Raw genomic sequence first — 18,225 nt, 5'->3', positions numbered from 1 at the left:
TAAAATAATCAGGAGTGTTAAACAGTGAGTCTACCAATAAGCCAAATCAAATTGCATCGTTTAAAAATGAGATTAAACAATCCATTTACAACAAGTTTTGGAACAATCCAGGACAAGGAATTTTTTATAACAGAGGCTATCGATGTAAAAGGCAGCAGCGGCTTCGGGGAGTCTGTTGCCTTTACGAGTCCTTGGTACACGGAAGAAACCGTAGAAACAACGCGTCATATGATAGAGGATTTCTTAATTAAAATTTTACAAGAAAATGAAATTAACCATCCCGATGAAGTGACGGATCTTTTTGCAGTAATTAAACGAAATAATATGGCAAAAGCCGCAATAGAGGGCGCTATTTGGGATTTATATGCGAAGCGAAACAATATATCACTCACTCAAGCGCTCGGCGGACAAAAAAAGCAAATCGATGTTGGTATAAGCATTGGAATCCAAGCCTCGACAAGTGATTTAATCGATAAAATTGACTATTATCTCCAAGAAGGATATAAACGTATCAAGCTAAAAATCAAACCAGGCCATGATATCGAAGTGCTACGCGTAGTCCGAAAGCATTTTCCTGACACCCCAATCATGGCAGATGCAAATTCTGCTTATACATTAGAAGACATCGATCTATTAAAACAATTGGATGATTTTCATTTAATGATGATTGAACAGCCCCTTGCGCATGATGATATCATTGACCACGCCAAGCTTCAGGCAGCTATAGAAACACCGATATGTCTGGATGAAAGTATTCATTCGTTGGATGATGCGAAAAAAGCAATCGAATCAGGCAGCTGTGAAATTATTAATATAAAAATAGGACGTGTTGGCGGACTAACAGAAGCAAGACGCATTCATGATCATTGTCAGCAAAAAGGCGTCAAGGTTTGGTGTGGCGGTATGCTGGAAGCCGGGGTAGGGCGCGCCCATAATATCGCATTAACGACGCTGCCACAATTCGTTTTACCCGGAGATACCGCTGGTTCCGCGCTTTACTTTGAAAAAGACATCATTAAACCGGAAGTTATTGCAAAAAACGGTGTGATTAACATTCCCGATAAGCCGGGGATTGGCTATGAAATAGATAGCGATCAGCTGGAACAATTCAGAATTGATTTTAAAACATTTGACCTTAGAGGCAGTTAAACACCCTATATCGCAACTTTTTCAACCACTATGAAACTTTTTTTCTTATAATGTATATATTTTTGTTTTTTTGTGTTATACTAAAGTTAATTATTTATGTTCGTTAGCAATATTAGATAACTTGGCTTTTCATAGGCCTTCGTTGCACTTATGCAGATAAATTTTTATCTGCCAAGATATATAGTAACTTTTAAGTAATTATTCGTCTTGAATTGTTAGCCAGAACAGAAATAGTAATAAATGTGCTAAATAAGCACTTGGAGGAATTAACATGAACACAGGTTCAGTAAAATGGTTTAACGCAGACAAAGGCTTCGGTTTCATCGAAGTTGAAGGTGGAGACGATGTATTCGTACACTTCTCAGCAATTCAAGGCGAAGGTTTCAAAACGTTGGATGAAGGTCAAAACGTAACGTTCGATATCGAAGAAGGCAACCGTGGCCCACAAGCTACTAACGTTGTGAAAAACTAAGTAACATCATTAAAAAAAGCTCTTTCCATTAAATTGGGAAGAGCCTTTTTTATGTTCCAAGTTATTTTGTAAATTCATCCGTAAGCACTGTAACAATCTGCTTCTTACGTGACACAACACCTTTTAATACTGCCCTGTTGTTCTCATCCAACAATACATCAAATCCCGACTCCACTTTCGCTTGTCCCACGCCGCGTGCAAGTACTTCCGAATCATTGTTTAGGATATCCGTAACAACGAATAAAAATAGATCAAGATCTTTATCTTTAACGATTTGTGCGATTTCTGTTTCTATATCATCCTGAAATGCATAAATTTGACTTGTGTCTACGGCGTTCACCTGAGCGATTTCTACTTTTGCATCACCCATGGAAAATTCCTTGGCATCCATTGTTAACAATTCCGTTACTGTTTTATCACTTAAATCAGCACCAGCCTGTAACAATTCAAGTCCGTACGTTTGCAAATTCACACCAGCAATTTCTGCCAATTCGTATGCTGCATCGATATCTTCCTGCGTGCATGTCGGTGATTTTAACAATAGCGAATCAGAAATAATTGCTGAAACTAATAACCCTGCAATTTCTTTAGAAACGGGTACACCTTTTTCCTTGTACATTTTATTTAAAATGGTTGCTGTACAGCCAACTGGCTCAGCTCGGAAATAGAGTGGCTCCTTCGTTTCGAAATTAGAAATGCGGTGGTGATCGATTACTTCAGCGATTCGTACCTCATCAATGTTATCCACACTTTGCTGAAATTCGTTATGATCAACTAAAATAACGTCTTCTACATCGCTAGGTACTTTTTCAATCAATTGCGGTGCTTCTACACTAAAATAATCTAGTGCAAATTGTGTTTCTTTGCTAACAGATCCAAGTCTTGCCGGTTCAGCATCCTTCCCTAGCTCGCCCTTTAAATCAGCGTATGCCAATGCTGAGGAAATCGTATCTGTATCAGGACTTTTATGTCCGAAAATTAACGTCTTACCCATGTTCATTCTCCTTCGTATGTAAAATAACGTGTCCAATTATTAGATTACCATAATTAATGGTTCATAAAAAATATTTTACTTAATATTGCTCTTTATACCAATCCAATATTTTCTTTCTAGTGACTGCACCCGCAACTTCCTGAACGCTCAACCCACCAATATCTACCACTTTAATAACCGGATCTAATGGACCGTCGTATTCCTGCAGTTTCACAATACAATAACCTTCAAAGGACGATGGTATAATTTCCAATATAGCTTTATCGGCATATGCTTCGTAAATTTTTTCTTCATCGGTTTTGCTCAGTTTCCATTCCGTCGGCTGCTCTTCATCTTTATCATGATCAGTTGCACCCGTATTCGTCGTTGTTCCTTTTACAAGCCCGGTTTTGCTATTAATCGAATGCAGTAATTTAATGATTTCCGAAAATCCTATAAGCAACAAACCAGCTATAACAGCTCTTATTGCTGTATGAAAGAAAATCGGCCATTGTATGGTAGTTTCCCGATTTCCGGCAGGCCCTCCATAGTTTGTAACATTCGCCATCGAGTATGCTAAAATGACTCCGACGACCATCACTACAATTCCAACATAAAATAAAATCCTGCCTATTATATTTCCTTCCATCTTATTACCCCCTTCTCTAATTATTCTCCACCTGCCCGCATATTTCCTTTACAAAAATCAAGTTATTTTACATTCACATTATTTATTCTTATAGTTAGTGTAGATAAAATTTTGGAGGGATATAAAATGTCAAATCTATTTAATTTTACACGGAACACTTTTCTTTCTTTCGTAAAGGATCTCGATGAGAAGACTGCGGATTACAAAGTGCAAGCTTTTAATAATACGATCCACTGGCATGTTGGACATGTGCTTGTAACCGCAGAAGGATTACTTCTTGGCTATCCGAAACAATCGGCTAATTTTCCGGAAAAATATAATGATCTGTTCGCAAGTGGAACAAAACCTGCAGACTGGCCATCAGAAGTGCCTGACCTATCAGAACTTGTGAAACTTTTGGAAGAACAGCAAACGCGTATCAATGAACTGTCGGATGACTTTTTCAAACAAGATCTGCCGTTTGAATTTATGAATTTCAAAACATATGACGAGTTATTTGACATGCTGCTCCATCATGAAAATGAACATCTTGGAAAAATGAAAGCAATGAAACAAGTAGCAAATGCAGGAAAGTAAATTTATTATTATCGGTGGAGGTATATTAGGCGCCAGTACAGCCTACCACCTTGTTAAAAATGGCGCTGAGGTCGTCTTAGTCGATCGAAAAGATAAAGGACAAGCGACAGATGCAGCAGCAGGGATTATATGCCCATGGTTGTCCCAGCGTCGAAATAAAGCGTGGTACCGTTTAGCAAAAGGCGGTGCCCGTATTTATCCCCACTTAATGGAAGAGCTTGCAAGCGATGGCGAAACAGAAACTGGATACGATCAAGTTGGAGCTCTTAGCCTTCACACCGATGAAAAGAAACTCATCGCAACATGCGACCGCGCACATAAACGACGGGAAGATGCTCCCGAAATCGGTGAAATTTCCCTTCTTGATTCGAAACAGACTCAAGGAATGTTTCCACCTTTAAGTGATGTCTTCGGCGCTGTTCATGTCAGTGGCGGGGCAAGGGTTGACGGCAGGAAGCTACGTGACTCCTTATTACGCGGTTTCCAAAAACATGGCGGTGTGCTCCGATATGGCGATGCTAGTCTGTTAAGTAGCAGCAGTCAAGTAACAGGTGTCAAGTTAGATGGTGAAATAATTGAAGCAGATACAGTCATTGCCACGTCCGGTGCCTGGATGAATGAATTACTCGAGCCTTTAGGTGTAGCGTTTGAGGTCACCATGCAAAAAGCACAAATCATGCACCTGGAGGTCTCCGCGGCGGATACTTCGGGATGGCCTGTTGTCATGCCACCGAACAACTCCTACCTTTTGGGTTTTGATAATAGGCGATTAGTTGTTGGGTCCACCCATGAAGATCACACAGGCTTTGACACCCGAGTTACGGCAGGTGGCGTTCATGAAATTTTAAAAAAGGCGTTAGAAGTGGCGCCAGCATTGTCTGACAGTACAGTGCTTGAGACAAGAGTTGGTTTCCGGCCCTTTACCCCAGGCTTTCTCCCAGTATTCGGAGCACTTCCAGGGTTTGACGGGATGTTACTCGCCAACGGACTGGGCGCGTCCGGCCTGACCATGGGGCCGTATATCGGCACACAACTAGCTAAACTCGCACTCGGAGAAGAGTTGGAAATTGATTTAGCAGATTATGACGTTTCCACAGCGATTAAATAGGATGGACTCTACGGGGTCTGTCCTTTTTTATGGCTAGATGTAACTTATGGTGTTCGGGTGATGTTTTGGATTATTAAGGCAATATTCACTCACATTCGAGCGATGCTTTAATACACTAAGGCGATATCCACGCTCAGCCGGGGGCTATAATTCTAAACGGAGATCGTTTAATTCTAAACTCCGAATATTCTCAGCCAATTTAAAAAGCCGCCTCTCACTCGAGACGGCCTCTACCAATCTACTATTTCACAATCAAAACCGGACATTCAACACGTTTAGCCACTTTATGACTGACACTTCCCAGAATAAACGTCTGCAGGTTATTTAACCCACGGCTTCCGATGACCACACAATCAAATTCACGTTCATTGGCAAATTCTACAATCGTAGGCCCCGGTTCTCCGTGTAGAATATGGGTCCCGAATATGACGCCCGACTGGTTTAGTAAATCTTTAATTGGTTTGATTTTCTCTTTTCGCTTTTTTTCTATTTCAAACTTATTCGAAGCATGCAGTACATCCTTTTTAGCTGTATCGCCATCCACAACATAAACGGCATCAATTGTTCCATCAAATTTTTCCGCAAGCCGGATGGCATAATCCACGGATCTTATGGAATGCTCAGATCCATCTACTGCAAGTAAAATTCGCGTAAACAAAGGGCCTCACCTCTTTAGAAACTGCTTTTTTTAATCATAACACAAAAATTAATGTTCCGAAGCATTTGAAAGCCCGCCAATGCGATTTTTCAACTGCTTACTCGCATCATTTAAGCCAGTATAGTAGACCATAATATTGTTTTGCGCAAATTTCATTTCAATTTTATCCAGTGCGCCAACTGCCGAATCATCCCATAAATGGGCATTGGTTAAATCAATTTCAACTTCTTTTACGGAATCTGCGAAAATGAACTTGTCTGTAAAATCACTTACCGAAGCAAAAAACAATTGCCCTTCCACATTATAAATCTTTTTTTGTTCCCGTAATATAAATTCTTCTGTCACTTTAACGTTGGAAATTTTCGCTGCAAAGAAAATTGCGCTTAACAATACACCAGCCAAAACACCCATTGCTAAGTTATCTGTTAGCAATACAATCGCAACAGTTGTTATCATTACAAGAGCGTCCGTACGTGGTAGTTTATGAAGATTTCTCAACGATGACCAATCAAATGTACCAATTGACACCATGATCATGACACCAGCTAATGCTGCCATTGGAATTTGTACAACAACACCACCTAAAGCAATAATGAGAAACATTAGAAACGTACCTGCAACAAGAGCTGACAGGCGCCCGCTACCGCCGGATTTCACATTTATAACCGACTGACCAATCATCGCACAACCAGCCATTCCACCGAAAAATCCAGTAACAATGTTCGCAATCCCCTGCCCGCGGCTCTCTTTATTTTTATTACTTTCCGTATCAGTCATATCATCCACAATATTAGCAGTTAGCAGTGATTCCAATAGCCCTACAACCGCCAAAGCTAATGAATATGGGAAAATAATCATTAATGTCTCAAATGTTAGTGGGACACTTGGAATTAAAAAGACAGGTAATTGCTGTGTCAATGCTCCCATGTCTCCTACCGTACGTACACCAATATCTCCAAAAATAACAATTGCAGTCACCACAATAATGGCTACAAGTGTTGATGGTACTGCTTTTGTGATACGGGGCAGGAGATAAATGATTGCCAGGGTCAAACCAACTAGCGCATACATAACCCAGGTCTCCCCTGCAAAATGCTGAAACTGTGAAAGTAAAATCATGATTGCAAGCGCGTTGACAAATCCGACCATCACCGAACGTGGTACGAATTTCATTGCTCTTGCCAATTTAAAGATACCAAATAAAATCTGAATAATACCTGTTAGAATCGTAGCTGCAAATAGATACTCCAATCCATGGTCCGCTACTAAATTAACCATGAGTAAGGCCATTGCTCCCGTTGCTGCAGAGATCATTCCCGGGCGCCCTCCAGCAAATGCAATGACAACCGCCATACTAAACGATGCATATAATCCAACCATCGGATCTACACCTGCAATAATAGAAAAAGCAATTGCCTCTGGGATTAACGCTAATGCGACAACGATTCCAGCCAGTATATCCCCTTTAACATTGCCAAACCATTCTTGCTTCAATTGTTCTGCCTTCAATGTTTAACCTCTTCCTTCACTATAGTATTTTCAGGCTACAATCAGCCTAATCCGTATATAACCTATGTATCATACCATATATTCCTATCTTACTAAAACGGCAAGTAAACGTAATCATTGCACTCACACTTCTTATTTCGTCCATTTACTCTTGTTTTCTATTCAAACTATCAGCCAACCAACTTTTTTAAAAACTATCCTACTTCAATATTTACAGTTATAATCGCTTTTGGTACGCTTACATAGTAGGAAGGTGATTTTTCAATGAAGGGTAAGATGTTAGTACTTCTATTAGTACTAGGTGTAATAGCAACTGGACTTGCATGCTGGTTCCTAATACAATATGTAATCGATGCATATGATATAGAAAGAGCTATGTCCACTACGATTGAAAAATATTTACATTTATAAATGATGACCAAAGAAATCCATCTATTTCTTTGGTCATTCATTCATTACTTTTTCTCATCTTGCGCTTTCTTTAATTCATCAACTAACACAATTCTTATTTTACCATCAGCTAGTTGCTCAATTATATTTTCATTATTTTTCATAGACTTTCTCCATCATGTTCAGGGTAATCATAGCAAGTGAAGGATACAGCTGCGGGTTAAAGTCGTAGTCGGTAGATATAGCATGCTTCTTAAAGTAAGGAATAATTTTACGCAAAACCTTCTGGGCTAACTCCTCAGGGATATGAAATAATCCACCTTGAGTTATGTATGTAGCATTACCCATTGGTATCAATAAACCGGTTATTATTTCACCACGTTTTGGCGTTAGGAAAATTCTCTGGTTGATACGCACAATCTTTGTGTCCCCACCAAATACATCCTTAAAAATAAATACCCTGTCACTCTCACTTTCACACTCAAGTACATGATAGAATCCTGGATTTAGCGATAGCCAGCTTACTAAAACATCTTGAGTGAAACTACCTTTATTTTCAAATCTATGCTTATTTAATTGCAAATAGTGCTGGAAAATTGTGATCTTTTCAGAACCAATAGGCGAACAAAACGTTGTCCACCATACTAATTGCGGGAAAATACGTTCAGCAAGCGTATCTGATATATTCATCCTTGAAATGATATGCTCTGTTTCTTCCATAATTGTTTCAGCAAAATGCTGGATCAAAAAATAAAATATTTCATCAAGTACCCCAAGCAAATCCTCCTGCTCTTTGTCAGGAAAATAAACACTATTATTCTTTACTGCTTTCATCTAACTTCCTCCCTACTTTTTTTACCATTCTAGCATGGAAAGAAGAATGCTGCAGAAGTCAAAAGCGCATTTTGGGAGTATAAACAATAGCAAAAATTAAATTTTCCCCTAGTGAAAATTTAAAAATCATGCTCTAAACATATTGCAAAATACTATTTTAGCCTATGCACTGGATTTTGAAGATTGCCTTTTAAGACCCGCCTCAATCAAATCAATCCATCCGCCAATTTTATGATAAGAAAACTGAAACAAGGGACTCTGAATAAAAGTAAAAATAAACGTAAACAAAAATACAGGTCCACCTAAAATTAGCCCAAGAAGTAAAATCAAGCTCTCCGTGATAATCCGAACCCTTCTTATTGGAGACCCCAATTTATCAGAGATCGACAGCATAAACCCATCACGCGGACCAGAACCTACCCCTGCCGCGTTATACATACCACCACCTACACCCATAATTACAATTCCAGTGAGTATAATAAGTATATCCGGCCAAGCATACGTAGCCTTTGGCAAGAAATCAAGCCACATAAAAAAATCTACAAATGCCCCAACTAAAAACGCATTAAAAAATGTACCCAATTTAATATACCTTTTATCAAGTATCCATGACACAATAATTAATAAGCCTGAAATGATTATAGCCCATGACCCAATCGATAAACCAACACGCTCAAAAAGCGCAACATTCAACACATCCCACGGGTGGATACCAAGATGCTGCACACTTATCGCAACAGTAATACCAAAACTAAAAAACATTACGCCTATTACGAAGACAGACCAGCGAATTATATGTATCAATAGGATCAACCTTCTTTCATGAGTTTGTAATTATAGAAAAATAAATCTATATCTCATAATAACAGAATCTTCGTGATGGTTGTTTTTTAGTGCTTGAAAATAAAAAATGCTGATTCTGCATTTGCAGAGATCAGCGACAATTACATATTTATTTAGATTAGTTTCGATACCGGTGGCCGGGATCGAACCGGCACTCCAGAAGGAACATGATTTTGAGTCATGCGCGTCTGCCAATTCCGCCACACCGGCATGTGTATGGAGGCGGTAACCGGATTTGAACCGGTGATAAAGGTTTTGCAGACCTCTGCCTTACCACTTGGCTATACCGCCATATAAAGTAATGGAGCGGGAGACGGGATTCGAACCCGCGACCCCCACCTTGGCAAGGTGGTGTTCTACCGCTGAACTACTCCCGCAAGTGGCTGGGCTACCAGGATTCGAACCTGGGGTACACGGGATCAAAACCCGATGCCTTACCGCTTGGCTATAGCCCAATTTTTATGGGGCGACCGGTGGGGATCGAACCCACGAGTGCCGGAGCCACAATCCGGTGCGTTAACCACTTCGCCACGACCGCCATATAAAAATGGCAGGGGTAGTAGGAATCGAACCCACATCAAAGGTTTTGGAGACCTTCGTTTTACCATTAAACTATACCCCTACATTTTAAAAAGTAATGGTGGAGGGGGAGAGATTCGAACTCCCGAACCCTGAGGGAGCGGATTTACAGTCCGCCGCGTTTAGCCACTTCGCTACCCCTCCATCAATTTTAAATAAAGAATGGTGGCTCGGGACGGAATCGAACCGCCGACACACGGATTTTCAGTCCGTTGCTCTACCGACTGAGCTACCGAGCCATGTTAAATCATTCATTTAGTTTTCTCACAATACTCGCTTAAATGTTAAAATGGCGGTCCGGACGGGACTCGAACCCGCGACCTCCTGCGTGACAGGCAGGCATTCTAACCAACTGAACTACCGGACCATTTATTAGAATTTAATTTAAAGTGAATATTTAAAGTACACTACTATTTCAATTAACATAAAAGTAATTCGAAGTAGGTAATTGAAATATTTTGGTTGCGGGGGCAGGATTTGAACCTACGACCTCTGGGTTATGAGCCCAACGAGCTACCAGACTGCTCCACCCCGCGATATAGAAAATAATATAAAATTGTTTCATTATACTTTGAAAATGGTGGAGGATGCAGGGCTCGAACCTGCGACCCCCTGCTTGTAAGGCAGGTGCTCTCCCAGCTGAGCTAATCCTCCGAACTGCATGGGACATATGCATTGATAATTTATATCATACATAATTCTTAAAAAAATATCATAATAAGAGCTGAAAAAGTTGGTGACCCGTACGGGATTCGAACCCGTGTTACCGCCGTGAAAGGGCGGTGTCTTAACCACTTGACCAACGGGCCAATTATTATATGTAAGGTGGCGGAGAGCGAGGGATTCGAACCCTCGAGGCCGCGGTAACGGCCTACACGATTTCCAATCGTGCTCCTTCGGCCACTCGGACAGCTCTCCATGGCTCCACAGGTAGGATTCGAACCTACGACCGATCGGTTAACAGCCGATAGCTCTACCACTGAGCTACTGTGGAATAATCAATTTGAGCATTTGTTGTATTGTGAAGCTATTACAAATTGGAATTGTCTGGCGGCGTCCTACTCTTGCAGGGGCAAAGCCCCAACTACCATCGGCGCTGGAGAGCTTAACTTCTGTGTTCGGCATGGAAACAGGTGTGACCTCTCCGCTATTACTACCAGACCTAATGTGTTAGGTCGTTCTGTGTTGATCAATCAGAACTTCCTTCTTTAAAATGAAGACAAGATATATTATATGCATTTCTAATAGAAAATGCAAGGGTTTTTTTCATTTATACCCTAAAAACTAAATAAGAGTTTCATGAACGACCATCAAAAAAGAAATTAGTTAAGTCCTCGATCGATTAGTATTCGTCAGCTGCACGTGTCACCACGCTTCCACCTCGAACCTATCTACCTCATCGTCTCTGAGGGATCTTACTCACTCGAAGTGATGGGAAGTCTCATCTAGAGGGGGCTTCATGCTTAGATGCTTTCAGCACTTATCCTTGCCACACGTAGCTACCCAGCCATGCTCCTGGCGGAACAACTGGTACACCAGCGGTGTGTCCATCCCGGTCCTCTCGTACTAAGGACAGCTCCTCTCAAACTTCCAGCGCCCACGACGGATAGGGACCGAACTGTCTCACGACGTTCTGAACCCAGCTCGCGTACCGCTTTAATGGGCGAACAGCCCAACCCTTGGGACCGACTACAGCCCCAGGATGCGATGAGCCGACATCGAGGTGCCAAACCTCCCCGTCGATGTGAACTCTTGGGGGAGATAAGCCTGTTATCCCCGGGGTAGCTTTTATCCGTTGAGCGATGGCCCTTCCATGCGGTACCACCGGATCACTAAGCCCGACTTTCGTCCCTGCTCGACTTGTAGGTCTCGCAGTCAAGCTCCCTTCTGCCTTTACACGCTACGAATGATTTCCAACCATTCTGAGGGAACCTTTGGGCGCCTCCGTTACTCTTTGGGAGGCGACCGCCCCAGTCAAACTGCCTACCTGACACTGTCTCCGAACCGGATCACGGTTCTGGGTTAGAAGGTGCGTGCAGCCAGGGTGGTATCCCACGGGTGCCTCCTCGTAAGCTAGCGCTCACGATTCTAAGGCTCCCACCTATCCTGTACAAGCTGCACGAACATTCAATATCAGGCTACAGTAAAGCTCCACGGGGTCTTTCCGTCCTGTCGCGGGTAATGCGCATCTTCACGCATAGTATAATTTCACCGGGTCTCTCGTTGAGACAGTGCCCAAGTCGTTGCACCTTTCGTGCGGGTCGGAACTTACCCGACAAGGAATTTCGCTACCTTAGGACCGTTATAGTTACGGCCGCCGTTTACTGGGGCTTCGGTTCTACGCTTCGCTCGGAAGCTAACGTTTCCCCTTAACCTTCCAGCACCGGGCAGGTGTCAGCCCCTATACTTCGCCTTGCGGCTTCGCAGAGACCTGTGTTTTTGATAAACAGTCGCTTGGGCCTATTCACTGCGGCTCCTCCTGAAGAGGAGCACCCCTTCTCCCGAAGTTACGGGGTCATTTTGCCGAGTTCCTTAACGAGAGTTCTCCCGATCACCTTAGGATTCTCTCCTCGCCTACCTGTGTCGGTTTGCGGTACGGGCACCTATGACCTCACTAGAGGCTTTTCTTGGCAGTGTGAAATCAGGAACTTCGGTACTCTATTTCCCTCCCCATCACAGCTCGCAATTGTTGGACGGATTTGCCTATCCAACTCGCTCACTGCTTGGGCGCACCATTCCATCGGTGCGCTTTCCTTATCCTCCTGCGTCCCCCCGTCATTCAAACAGTCATGAGGTGGTACAGGAATATCTACCTGTTGGCCATCGCCTACGCCTTTCGGCCTCGGCTTAGGTCCCGACTAACCCTGAGAGGACGAGCCTTCCTCAGGAAACCTTAGGCTTTCGGTGAAAGAGATTCTCACTCTTTTTTCGCTACTCATACCGGCATTCTCACTTCCAAGCGCTCCACCAGTCCTCACGGTCTGACTTCACTGCACTTGGAACGCTCTCCTACCATTGTTCGAAGAACAATCCGCAGCTTCGGTGATACGTTTAGCCCCGGTACATTTTCGGCGCAGCGTCACTCGACCAGTGAGCTATTACGCACTCTTTAAATGATGGCTGCTTCTAAGCCAACATCCTGGTTGTCTGAGCAACGCCACATCCTTTTCCACTTAACGTATACTTAGGGACCTTAGCTGGCGGTCTGGGCTGTTTCCCTTTCGACTATGAACCTTATCACCCATAGTCTGACTCCCAGGGCTAAGTAGCTGGCATTCGGAGTTTGACTGAATTCGGTAACCCGGTGAGGGCCCCTCGTCCAATCAGTGCTCTACCTCCAGTACTCATTCCCCTGAGGCTAGCCCTAAAGCTATTTCGGAGAGAACCAGCTATCTCCGTGTTCGATTGGCATTTCACCCCTACCCACACCTCATCCCCGCATTTTTCAACATACGTGGGTTCGGGCCTCCAGTCAGTGTTACCTGACCTTCACCCTGGACATGGGTAGATCACACGGTTTCGGGTCTACGACCACATACTAATTCGCCCTATTCAGACTCGCTTTCGCTGCGGCTCCGTGTCTTCCACTTAACCTTGCATGGGATCGTAACTCGCCGGTCCATTCTACAAAAGGTACGCCGTTACCCATTAACGGGCTTCGACTACTTGTAAGCGCACGGTTTCAGGTTCTCTTTCACTCCCCTTCCGGGGTGCTTTTCACCTTTCCCTCACGGTACTGGTTCACTATCGGTCACGAGGGAGTATTTAGCCTTGGGAGATGGTCCTCCCGGATTCCGACGGAATTTCTCGTGTTCCGCCGTACTCAGGATACACTCCGGAGAAAACGCTCTTTCAATTACAGGGCTCTTACCTTCTATGGCTGATCGTTCCAGATCGATTCATCTAAAGCATTTCTTTGTAACTCCTAATGGAGTGTCCTACAACCCCGAAAAGCAAGCTTTTCGGTTTGGGCTCCTTTCCGTTTCGCTCGCCGCTACTTGGGAAATCGCATTTGCTTTCTATTCCTCCGGGTACTGAGATGTTTCAGTTCCCCGGGTCTGCCTCATCTACCCTATGTATTCAGATAGATGTCCTGTTCCATTACGAACAGTGGGTTCCCCCATTCGGAAATTCCCGGATCAACGTTTACTTACAACTCCCCGAGACATATCGGTGTTAGTCCCGTCCTTCTTCGGCTCCTCGTACCTAGGCATTCACCGTGCGCCCTTCTTCACTTAACTAAATTACTAGTTAATTGTTCCAAAGAACTTACATTTTTTGATGTCGTTATTACTCTTATTTAGTTTTCAAGGTACAAAAAGAGAGATTTACTCTCTCAAAACTGAACCAAACAACCATGTATGTCTTCGACCAGAGGTCTAAGACCTCCAGCGTTCCTTCTAAATATCCTTAGAAAGGAGGTGATCCAGCCGCACCTTCCGATACGGCTACCTTGTTACGACTTCACCCCAATCATTGGCCCCACCTTCGGCGGCTGGCTCACGTAAACGTGTTACCTCACCGACTTCGGGTGTTGCTAACTCTCGTGGTGTGACGGGCGGTGTGTACAAGGCCCGGGAACGTATTCACCGCGGCATGCTGATCCGCGATTACTAGCGATTCCGGCTTCATACAGGCGAGTTGCAGCCTGCAATCCGAACTGAGAATGGTTTTATGGGATTTGCTGAGCGTTACCGCTTCGCTGCCCTTTGTTCCATCCATTGTAGCACGTGTGTAGCCCAGGTCATAAGGGGCATGATGATTTGACGTCATCCCCACCTTCCTCCGGTTTGTCACCGGCAGTCAAATTAGAGTGCCCAACTTAATGCTGGCAACTAATCTCAAGGGTTGCGCTCGTTACGGGACTTAACCCAACATCTCACGACACGAGCTGACGACAACCATGCACCACCTGTCACTCTGTCCCCGAAGGGAACTCGGTATCTCTACCGATTGCAGAGGATGTCAAGACCTGGTAAGGTTCTTCGCGTTGCTTCGAATTAAACCACATGCTCCACCGCTTGTGCGGGCCCCCGTCAATTCTTTTGAGTTTCAGCCTTGCGGCCGTACTCCCCAGGCGGAGTGCTTAATGCGTTAACTTCAGCACTAAGGGGCGGAAACCCCCTAACACCTAGCACTCATCGTTTACGGCGTGGACTACCAGGGTATCTAATCCTGTTCGCTCCCCACGCTTTCGCTCCTCAGCGTCAGTTACAGACCAGAGAGTCGCCTTCGCCACTGGTGTTCCTCCACATCTCTACGCATTTCACCGCTACACGTGGAATTCCACTCTCCTCTTCTGTACTCAAGTCCTCCAGTTTCCAATGACCGCTCACGGTTGAGCCGCAAGATTTCACATCAGACTTAAAAGACCGCCTGCGAGCGCTTTACGCCCAATAATTCCGGACAACGCTTGCCCCCTACGTATTACCGCGGCTGCTGGCACGTAGTTAGCCGGGGCTTTCTGGTTAGGTACCGTCAAGGTACTGCCTTATTCAAACAGTACTTGTTCTTCCCTAACAACAGAGTTTTACGATCCGAAAACCTTCATCACTCACGCGGCGTTGCACCGTCAGACTTTCGTCCATTGCGGATGATTCCCTACTGCTGCCTCCCGTAGGAGTCTGGGCCGTGTCTCAGTCCCAGTGTGGCCGATCACCCTCTCAGGTCGGCTACGCATCGTCGCCTTGGTGAGCTCTTATCTCACCAACTAGCTAATGCGCCGCGGGCCCATCTGTAAGTGACAGCATAAAAGCCGCCTTTCAACTTCTCATCAGGAGATGAAAAGTGTTATCCGGTATTAGCTCGCGTTTCCACGAGTTATCCCAGTCTTACAGGCAGGTTGCCCACGTGTTACTCACCCGTCCGCCGCTCGTTCCACAGGCGCACACCCCGAAGGGTGATTACCTGCTTCCCGCGCTCGACTTGCATGTATTAGGCACGCCGCCAGCGTTCGTCCTGAGCCAAGATCAAACTCTCCATAAAAGTTTGAATATAATTGACACCAATCAATCATATAATGTCTTAGCTTAAAAATTGATTTAGGGTTTAAAATCTTCCATTCAGATTATAATAATCTGAGCTTCGATATCTTACCACTAATATCTGTTTGACATACTGGTTGTTTTGTTCAGTTTTCAAAGAGCAAATTCATTTGTTGCGTTAAATTAGCAACTTTTTAATTATATCATACTCAATCTCTTAAAGTCAATATCTTTTTCAAGTTTCCTTTTAAGAAATGATATTTTGCATCGCTTCTTAAAAACAGCGACTTTCATAATATACCATGTTGACCTATTTAAAGTCAATAAGTATTTTTAAATTTTTTGTCGTTATTTACCGAATGGCTTTTTTGCGACGGAATTAACCTTACCATGGTTGCTATACAAAGTCAACAAGTATTCCACATTTTTTTCTTTTCATTCGTACAACTCCATCAAAATATCCGGCAAATTCCCTGCAGCAAGCCTCTCCCCTAGTCACCCATATATAACTATTCATCACACATCATTAATGTTCTTTATGTTTCACGATATACTTCCGCTTATAAACTCCCGTATTTTTTGTCTTTTCTAGTACCGTCTCGATGATATCTTTTTCTACTAAATAAGAAATTATTTCTGTTAAATATAACCTGTATGAAATTATCGGTGGTAATTCGGTTAAATCTGTATAAGACCATACAGTGTTTTCCTTCATAACATCCAATAAATGTCTTACTGCCGCTTTCGCCCTATTGCTTATAACATGATCCATTGCAATGATCATCAATTGGATTCTTTTTTCTATCTCTTCATTACCTTCAATGAACTCCTCGTACAGCTTATAAATTTCCAAGTCTATTTGCTTCACCTGGCTCCAAATTGTCACCCTGGGATAGTAGCCTTTTTCAATAACTGCCAACCGGGCTAAATAATGAAGGGAATAAAGTATATTGCTATTCGCATCTTTATATTGGCTGGATTCATAGAGGGCTTTTGCTTCACTATAGCTTTTAATGAATTTACCAAACTCGATTGTTTTACGTAAATCTCTTTTAGCATGGGGGAAATCCTTAAGTTGCTCCTTTAAGTTATAAATGAAACCATTGCGCTCGAAAATTTTCCTCCCATATAGAATCAACTCTGCTACGTTATGGTAACTGCTTGTATTAATCAATTCCATTAGTAAGCTCTCTGTTACAATATTTAAAGCAGTAGTTCTTCTCTCTATTTCATAATGCTCCACTTGCCAGAGTTGCTCTGAATCGTTTACCACTATAAATACAACAACATCGAAATCATCTGTAATTGAACCATTGTTATACGTTATTACTATACCCAAGGTGTTTAAGTCATTTATATAATCCTGATAGACAGGTCTTAATAAGTTTTCCATATCACACTATCCCCCAATTTCTTCACTACATCATATATATTTCGCCACATTGAAGTAAAATCCTTTTTTATGAAACGAAATTTTTATGAAAATATGCTATACTACCTATGGAAGATTGAAGGAGGGTAACGATGGCAGAGCAACGAGCAGTTTATTCAAGTAAAATAAATAAGATACGTTCCTTTGCATTAATTTTAGTTTTTGCAGGGATTCTCATTATGTATATTGGACTTTTTACAAGGAACATCGCTTGGTTAACGGCATTATTATTCATCCTTGGGATATTATCGATTATTCTAAGTACTGTCGTTTATCTTTGGATTGGTACATTATCCTTAAAGGCCGTACCGGTAATCTGTCCTGATTGTGGAAAGCAAACAAAAATGTTAGGACGGGTTGATGCGTGTATGTATTGCAAGCAACCATTAACAATGGATAAAGAATTAGAAGGCGAAGAATTTGATGAAAGATACAATAAACGAAGTTATAAAAGGGAGAACAACGAAATATAATTTAGTGGTAGATACTAAAACACCCATAAATATAAGGGTTTCTAGGAAGGCAAACAACACAACGCTTTCATAGAAACCCTTTAATAAATGCTACATTTTGAGATTACTGTTTTTGCACCACTGCACCCTGGCATGCTTCACATTTACCGTAAATCTCCATACGGTGGTGACTGACATCGAACCCAGTTACCTGTTCAGCTAATGATTCCACCTCATCTAATACAGGGTAATGAAAATCTACTATTTTGCCACATTCATCACAAATAATGTGATAGTGTTCTGTCGTGTTACTGTCAAATCTGCTTGATGAGTCTCCGTAAGGTAATTCACGAACAAGCCCAGTTTTTCTTAGTACACGTAAATTGTTATATACAGTTGCAACACTCATATTAGGAAATTTACCTTCAAGTGCCTTATAAATTTCGTCAGCAGTAGGATGGATCGCTGATTTAAGAAGATATTCAAGAACTGCATGGCGCTGTGGTGTGATCCGGACGCCTGATTGCTTTAATGTTTCAATTGCATGTTGTAATTGTTGCTCCTCAGACACGGCCAACCACCTCTCTTTCATTATTTTAATTATAGTCATATTATTA

14 protein-coding genes, 14 tRNA genes and 3 rRNA genes are annotated in these 18,225 nt (G+C 42.7%); 6 read left to right on the top strand and 25 right to left on the bottom strand.

What is annotated here, in order from left to right; all coding sequences use genetic code 11:
* The first annotated feature begins 66 nt into the window (after positions 1-66).
* The gene (gene menC, locus KFZ58_RS05440; protein ID WP_370642493.1) at positions 67-1,149 is read left to right on the top strand and encodes an o-succinylbenzoate synthase; all 1,083 of its coding nucleotides are present in this window, start codon (positions 67-69) and stop codon (positions 1,147-1,149) included.
* A gap of 271 nt (positions 1,150-1,420) precedes the next feature.
* Positions 1,421-1,621, top strand: coding sequence for a cold-shock protein (locus KFZ58_RS05435; RefSeq protein ID WP_209463680.1), 201 nt, complete (start codon positions 1,421-1,423; stop codon positions 1,619-1,621).
* Between the two features lie 61 nt (positions 1,622-1,682).
* Here KFZ58_RS05435 and KFZ58_RS05430 read toward each other — a convergent pair whose 3' ends face one another.
* Positions 1,683-2,615, bottom strand: a complete 933-nt coding sequence (locus tag KFZ58_RS05430) for a manganese-dependent inorganic pyrophosphatase (protein ID WP_235793794.1) — start codon at positions 2,613-2,615, stop codon at positions 1,683-1,685.
* A 79-nt stretch (positions 2,616-2,694) separates the two neighbouring features.
* Positions 2,695-3,243, bottom strand: a complete 549-nt coding sequence (locus tag KFZ58_RS05425; protein WP_235793793.1) for a hypothetical protein — start codon at positions 3,241-3,243, stop codon at positions 2,695-2,697.
* Positions 3,244-3,369: 126 nt separating this feature from the next.
* Here KFZ58_RS05425 and KFZ58_RS05420 point away from each other — a divergent pair, with 126 nt between their 5' ends.
* The gene (locus KFZ58_RS05420; protein ID WP_235793792.1) at positions 3,370-3,819 is read left to right on the top strand and encodes a DinB family protein; all 450 of its coding nucleotides are present in this window, start codon (positions 3,370-3,372) and stop codon (positions 3,817-3,819) included.
* Positions 3,806-4,927: an NAD(P)/FAD-dependent oxidoreductase gene (locus KFZ58_RS05415; protein ID WP_235793791.1), complete on the top strand. Its 1,122-nt coding sequence runs from the start codon at positions 3,806-3,808 to the stop codon at positions 4,925-4,927. The genes KFZ58_RS05420 and KFZ58_RS05415 overlap by 14 nt, the downstream gene beginning before the upstream one ends.
* Before the next feature lie 241 nt (positions 4,928-5,168).
* On the opposite strand, the gene KFZ58_RS05410 is transcribed toward KFZ58_RS05415, so the two are convergent.
* Together KFZ58_RS05410 and KFZ58_RS05405 are read right to left on the bottom strand one after the other, a co-directional pair.
* The gene (locus tag KFZ58_RS05410) at positions 5,169-5,585 is read right to left on the bottom strand and encodes a universal stress protein (RefSeq protein WP_235793790.1); all 417 of its coding nucleotides are present in this window, start codon (positions 5,583-5,585) and stop codon (positions 5,169-5,171) included.
* A gap of 48 nt (positions 5,586-5,633) precedes the next feature.
* A complete protein-coding gene (locus KFZ58_RS05405) occupies positions 5,634-7,094 on the bottom strand; it encodes a SulP family inorganic anion transporter (RefSeq protein ID WP_235793789.1) in 1,461 nt (486 codons plus the stop codon).
* Between the two features lie 264 nt (positions 7,095-7,358).
* On the opposite strand from KFZ58_RS05405, the gene KFZ58_RS05400 reads away from it, so the two are divergent.
* Positions 7,359-7,505 carry a hypothetical protein gene (locus KFZ58_RS05400; RefSeq protein WP_235793788.1) on the top strand — a complete coding sequence of 49 codons (147 nt, stop codon included), beginning with the start codon at positions 7,359-7,361 and terminating at the stop codon, positions 7,503-7,505.
* 132 nt (positions 7,506-7,637) lie between these two features.
* On the opposite strand, the gene KFZ58_RS05395 is transcribed toward KFZ58_RS05400, so the two are convergent.
* From KFZ58_RS05395 to KFZ58_RS05300, 20 genes are all read right to left on the bottom strand, one after another.
* Positions 7,638-8,318 carry a Rossmann-fold NAD(P)-binding domain-containing protein gene (locus tag KFZ58_RS05395; protein WP_235793787.1) on the bottom strand — a complete coding sequence of 227 codons (681 nt, stop codon included), beginning with the start codon at positions 8,316-8,318 and terminating at the stop codon, positions 7,638-7,640.
* Positions 8,319-8,480: 162 nt separating this feature from the next.
* Complete coding sequence (locus KFZ58_RS05390; RefSeq protein WP_235793786.1) at positions 8,481-9,122, bottom strand: YczE/YyaS/YitT family protein; 642 nt, start codon at positions 9,120-9,122, stop codon at positions 8,481-8,483.
* 167 nt (positions 9,123-9,289) lie between these two features.
* A tRNA-Leu gene (locus KFZ58_RS05385) sits at positions 9,290-9,371 on the bottom strand.
* Between the two features lie 7 nt (positions 9,372-9,378).
* A tRNA-Cys gene (locus KFZ58_RS05380) sits at positions 9,379-9,452 on the bottom strand.
* Between the two features lie 11 nt (positions 9,453-9,463).
* Positions 9,464-9,538, bottom strand: a tRNA-Gly gene (locus KFZ58_RS05375).
* Between the two features lie 3 nt (positions 9,539-9,541).
* Positions 9,542-9,616 (bottom strand) — tRNA-Gln (locus KFZ58_RS05370).
* A 7-nt stretch (positions 9,617-9,623) separates the two neighbouring features.
* A tRNA-His gene (locus KFZ58_RS05365) sits at positions 9,624-9,699 on the bottom strand.
* A gap of 10 nt (positions 9,700-9,709) precedes the next feature.
* Positions 9,710-9,783, bottom strand: a tRNA-Trp gene (locus KFZ58_RS05360).
* 16 nt (positions 9,784-9,799) lie between these two features.
* Positions 9,800-9,884: transfer RNA gene (locus tag KFZ58_RS05355), tRNA-Tyr, on the bottom strand.
* 19 nt (positions 9,885-9,903) lie between these two features.
* A tRNA-Phe gene (locus KFZ58_RS05350) sits at positions 9,904-9,979 on the bottom strand.
* 51 nt (positions 9,980-10,030) lie between these two features.
* Positions 10,031-10,107, bottom strand: a tRNA-Asp gene (locus KFZ58_RS05345).
* A gap of 92 nt (positions 10,108-10,199) precedes the next feature.
* A tRNA-Met gene (locus KFZ58_RS05340) sits at positions 10,200-10,276 on the bottom strand.
* 42 nt (positions 10,277-10,318) lie between these two features.
* Positions 10,319-10,394: transfer RNA gene (locus KFZ58_RS05335), tRNA-Val, on the bottom strand.
* A gap of 80 nt (positions 10,395-10,474) precedes the next feature.
* A tRNA-Glu gene (locus KFZ58_RS05330) sits at positions 10,475-10,549 on the bottom strand.
* Positions 10,550-10,566: 17 nt separating this feature from the next.
* A tRNA-Ser gene (locus tag KFZ58_RS05325) sits at positions 10,567-10,658 on the bottom strand.
* Between the two features lies 1 nt (position 10,659).
* Positions 10,660-10,734: transfer RNA gene (locus KFZ58_RS05320), tRNA-Asn, on the bottom strand.
* A gap of 51 nt (positions 10,735-10,785) precedes the next feature.
* Positions 10,786-10,901 (bottom strand): 5S ribosomal RNA (gene rrf, locus KFZ58_RS05315).
* Positions 10,902-11,062: 161 nt separating this feature from the next.
* Positions 11,063-13,981 (bottom strand): 23S ribosomal RNA (locus KFZ58_RS05310).
* 173 nt (positions 13,982-14,154) lie between these two features.
* Positions 14,155-15,725 (bottom strand): 16S ribosomal RNA (locus KFZ58_RS05305).
* The 16S, 23S and 5S rRNA genes sit together here with 14 tRNA genes alongside, the layout of an rRNA operon.
* Positions 15,726-16,250: 525 nt before the next feature.
* Positions 16,251-17,117 carry a nucleotidyltransferase-like protein gene (locus KFZ58_RS05300; RefSeq protein ID WP_235793785.1) on the bottom strand — a complete coding sequence of 289 codons (867 nt, stop codon included), beginning with the start codon at positions 17,115-17,117 and terminating at the stop codon, positions 16,251-16,253.
* A 131-nt stretch (positions 17,118-17,248) separates the two neighbouring features.
* Here KFZ58_RS05300 and KFZ58_RS05295 point away from each other — a divergent pair, with 131 nt between their 5' ends.
* On the top strand, positions 17,249-17,629 hold the full coding sequence (locus tag KFZ58_RS05295; RefSeq protein ID WP_235793784.1) for a YgzB family protein: 381 nt from the start codon (positions 17,249-17,251) through the stop codon (positions 17,627-17,629).
* Between the two features lie 103 nt (positions 17,630-17,732).
* Here the strand turns inward: KFZ58_RS05295 and perR are convergent, their stop codons facing one another.
* A complete protein-coding gene (gene perR, locus KFZ58_RS05290; RefSeq protein ID WP_235794669.1) occupies positions 17,733-18,200 on the bottom strand; it encodes a peroxide-responsive transcriptional repressor PerR in 468 nt (155 codons plus the stop codon).
* Between the last annotated feature and the right edge of the window lie 25 nt (positions 18,201-18,225).

This window comes from Virgibacillus sp. NKC19-16 (assembly GCF_021560035.1).
GTDB classification, from domain to species: Bacteria; Bacillota; Bacilli; order Bacillales; family Amphibacillaceae; genus Virgibacillus_L; species Virgibacillus_L salidurans.
This window is presented reverse-complemented; position numbering and strand designations above follow the sequence as displayed.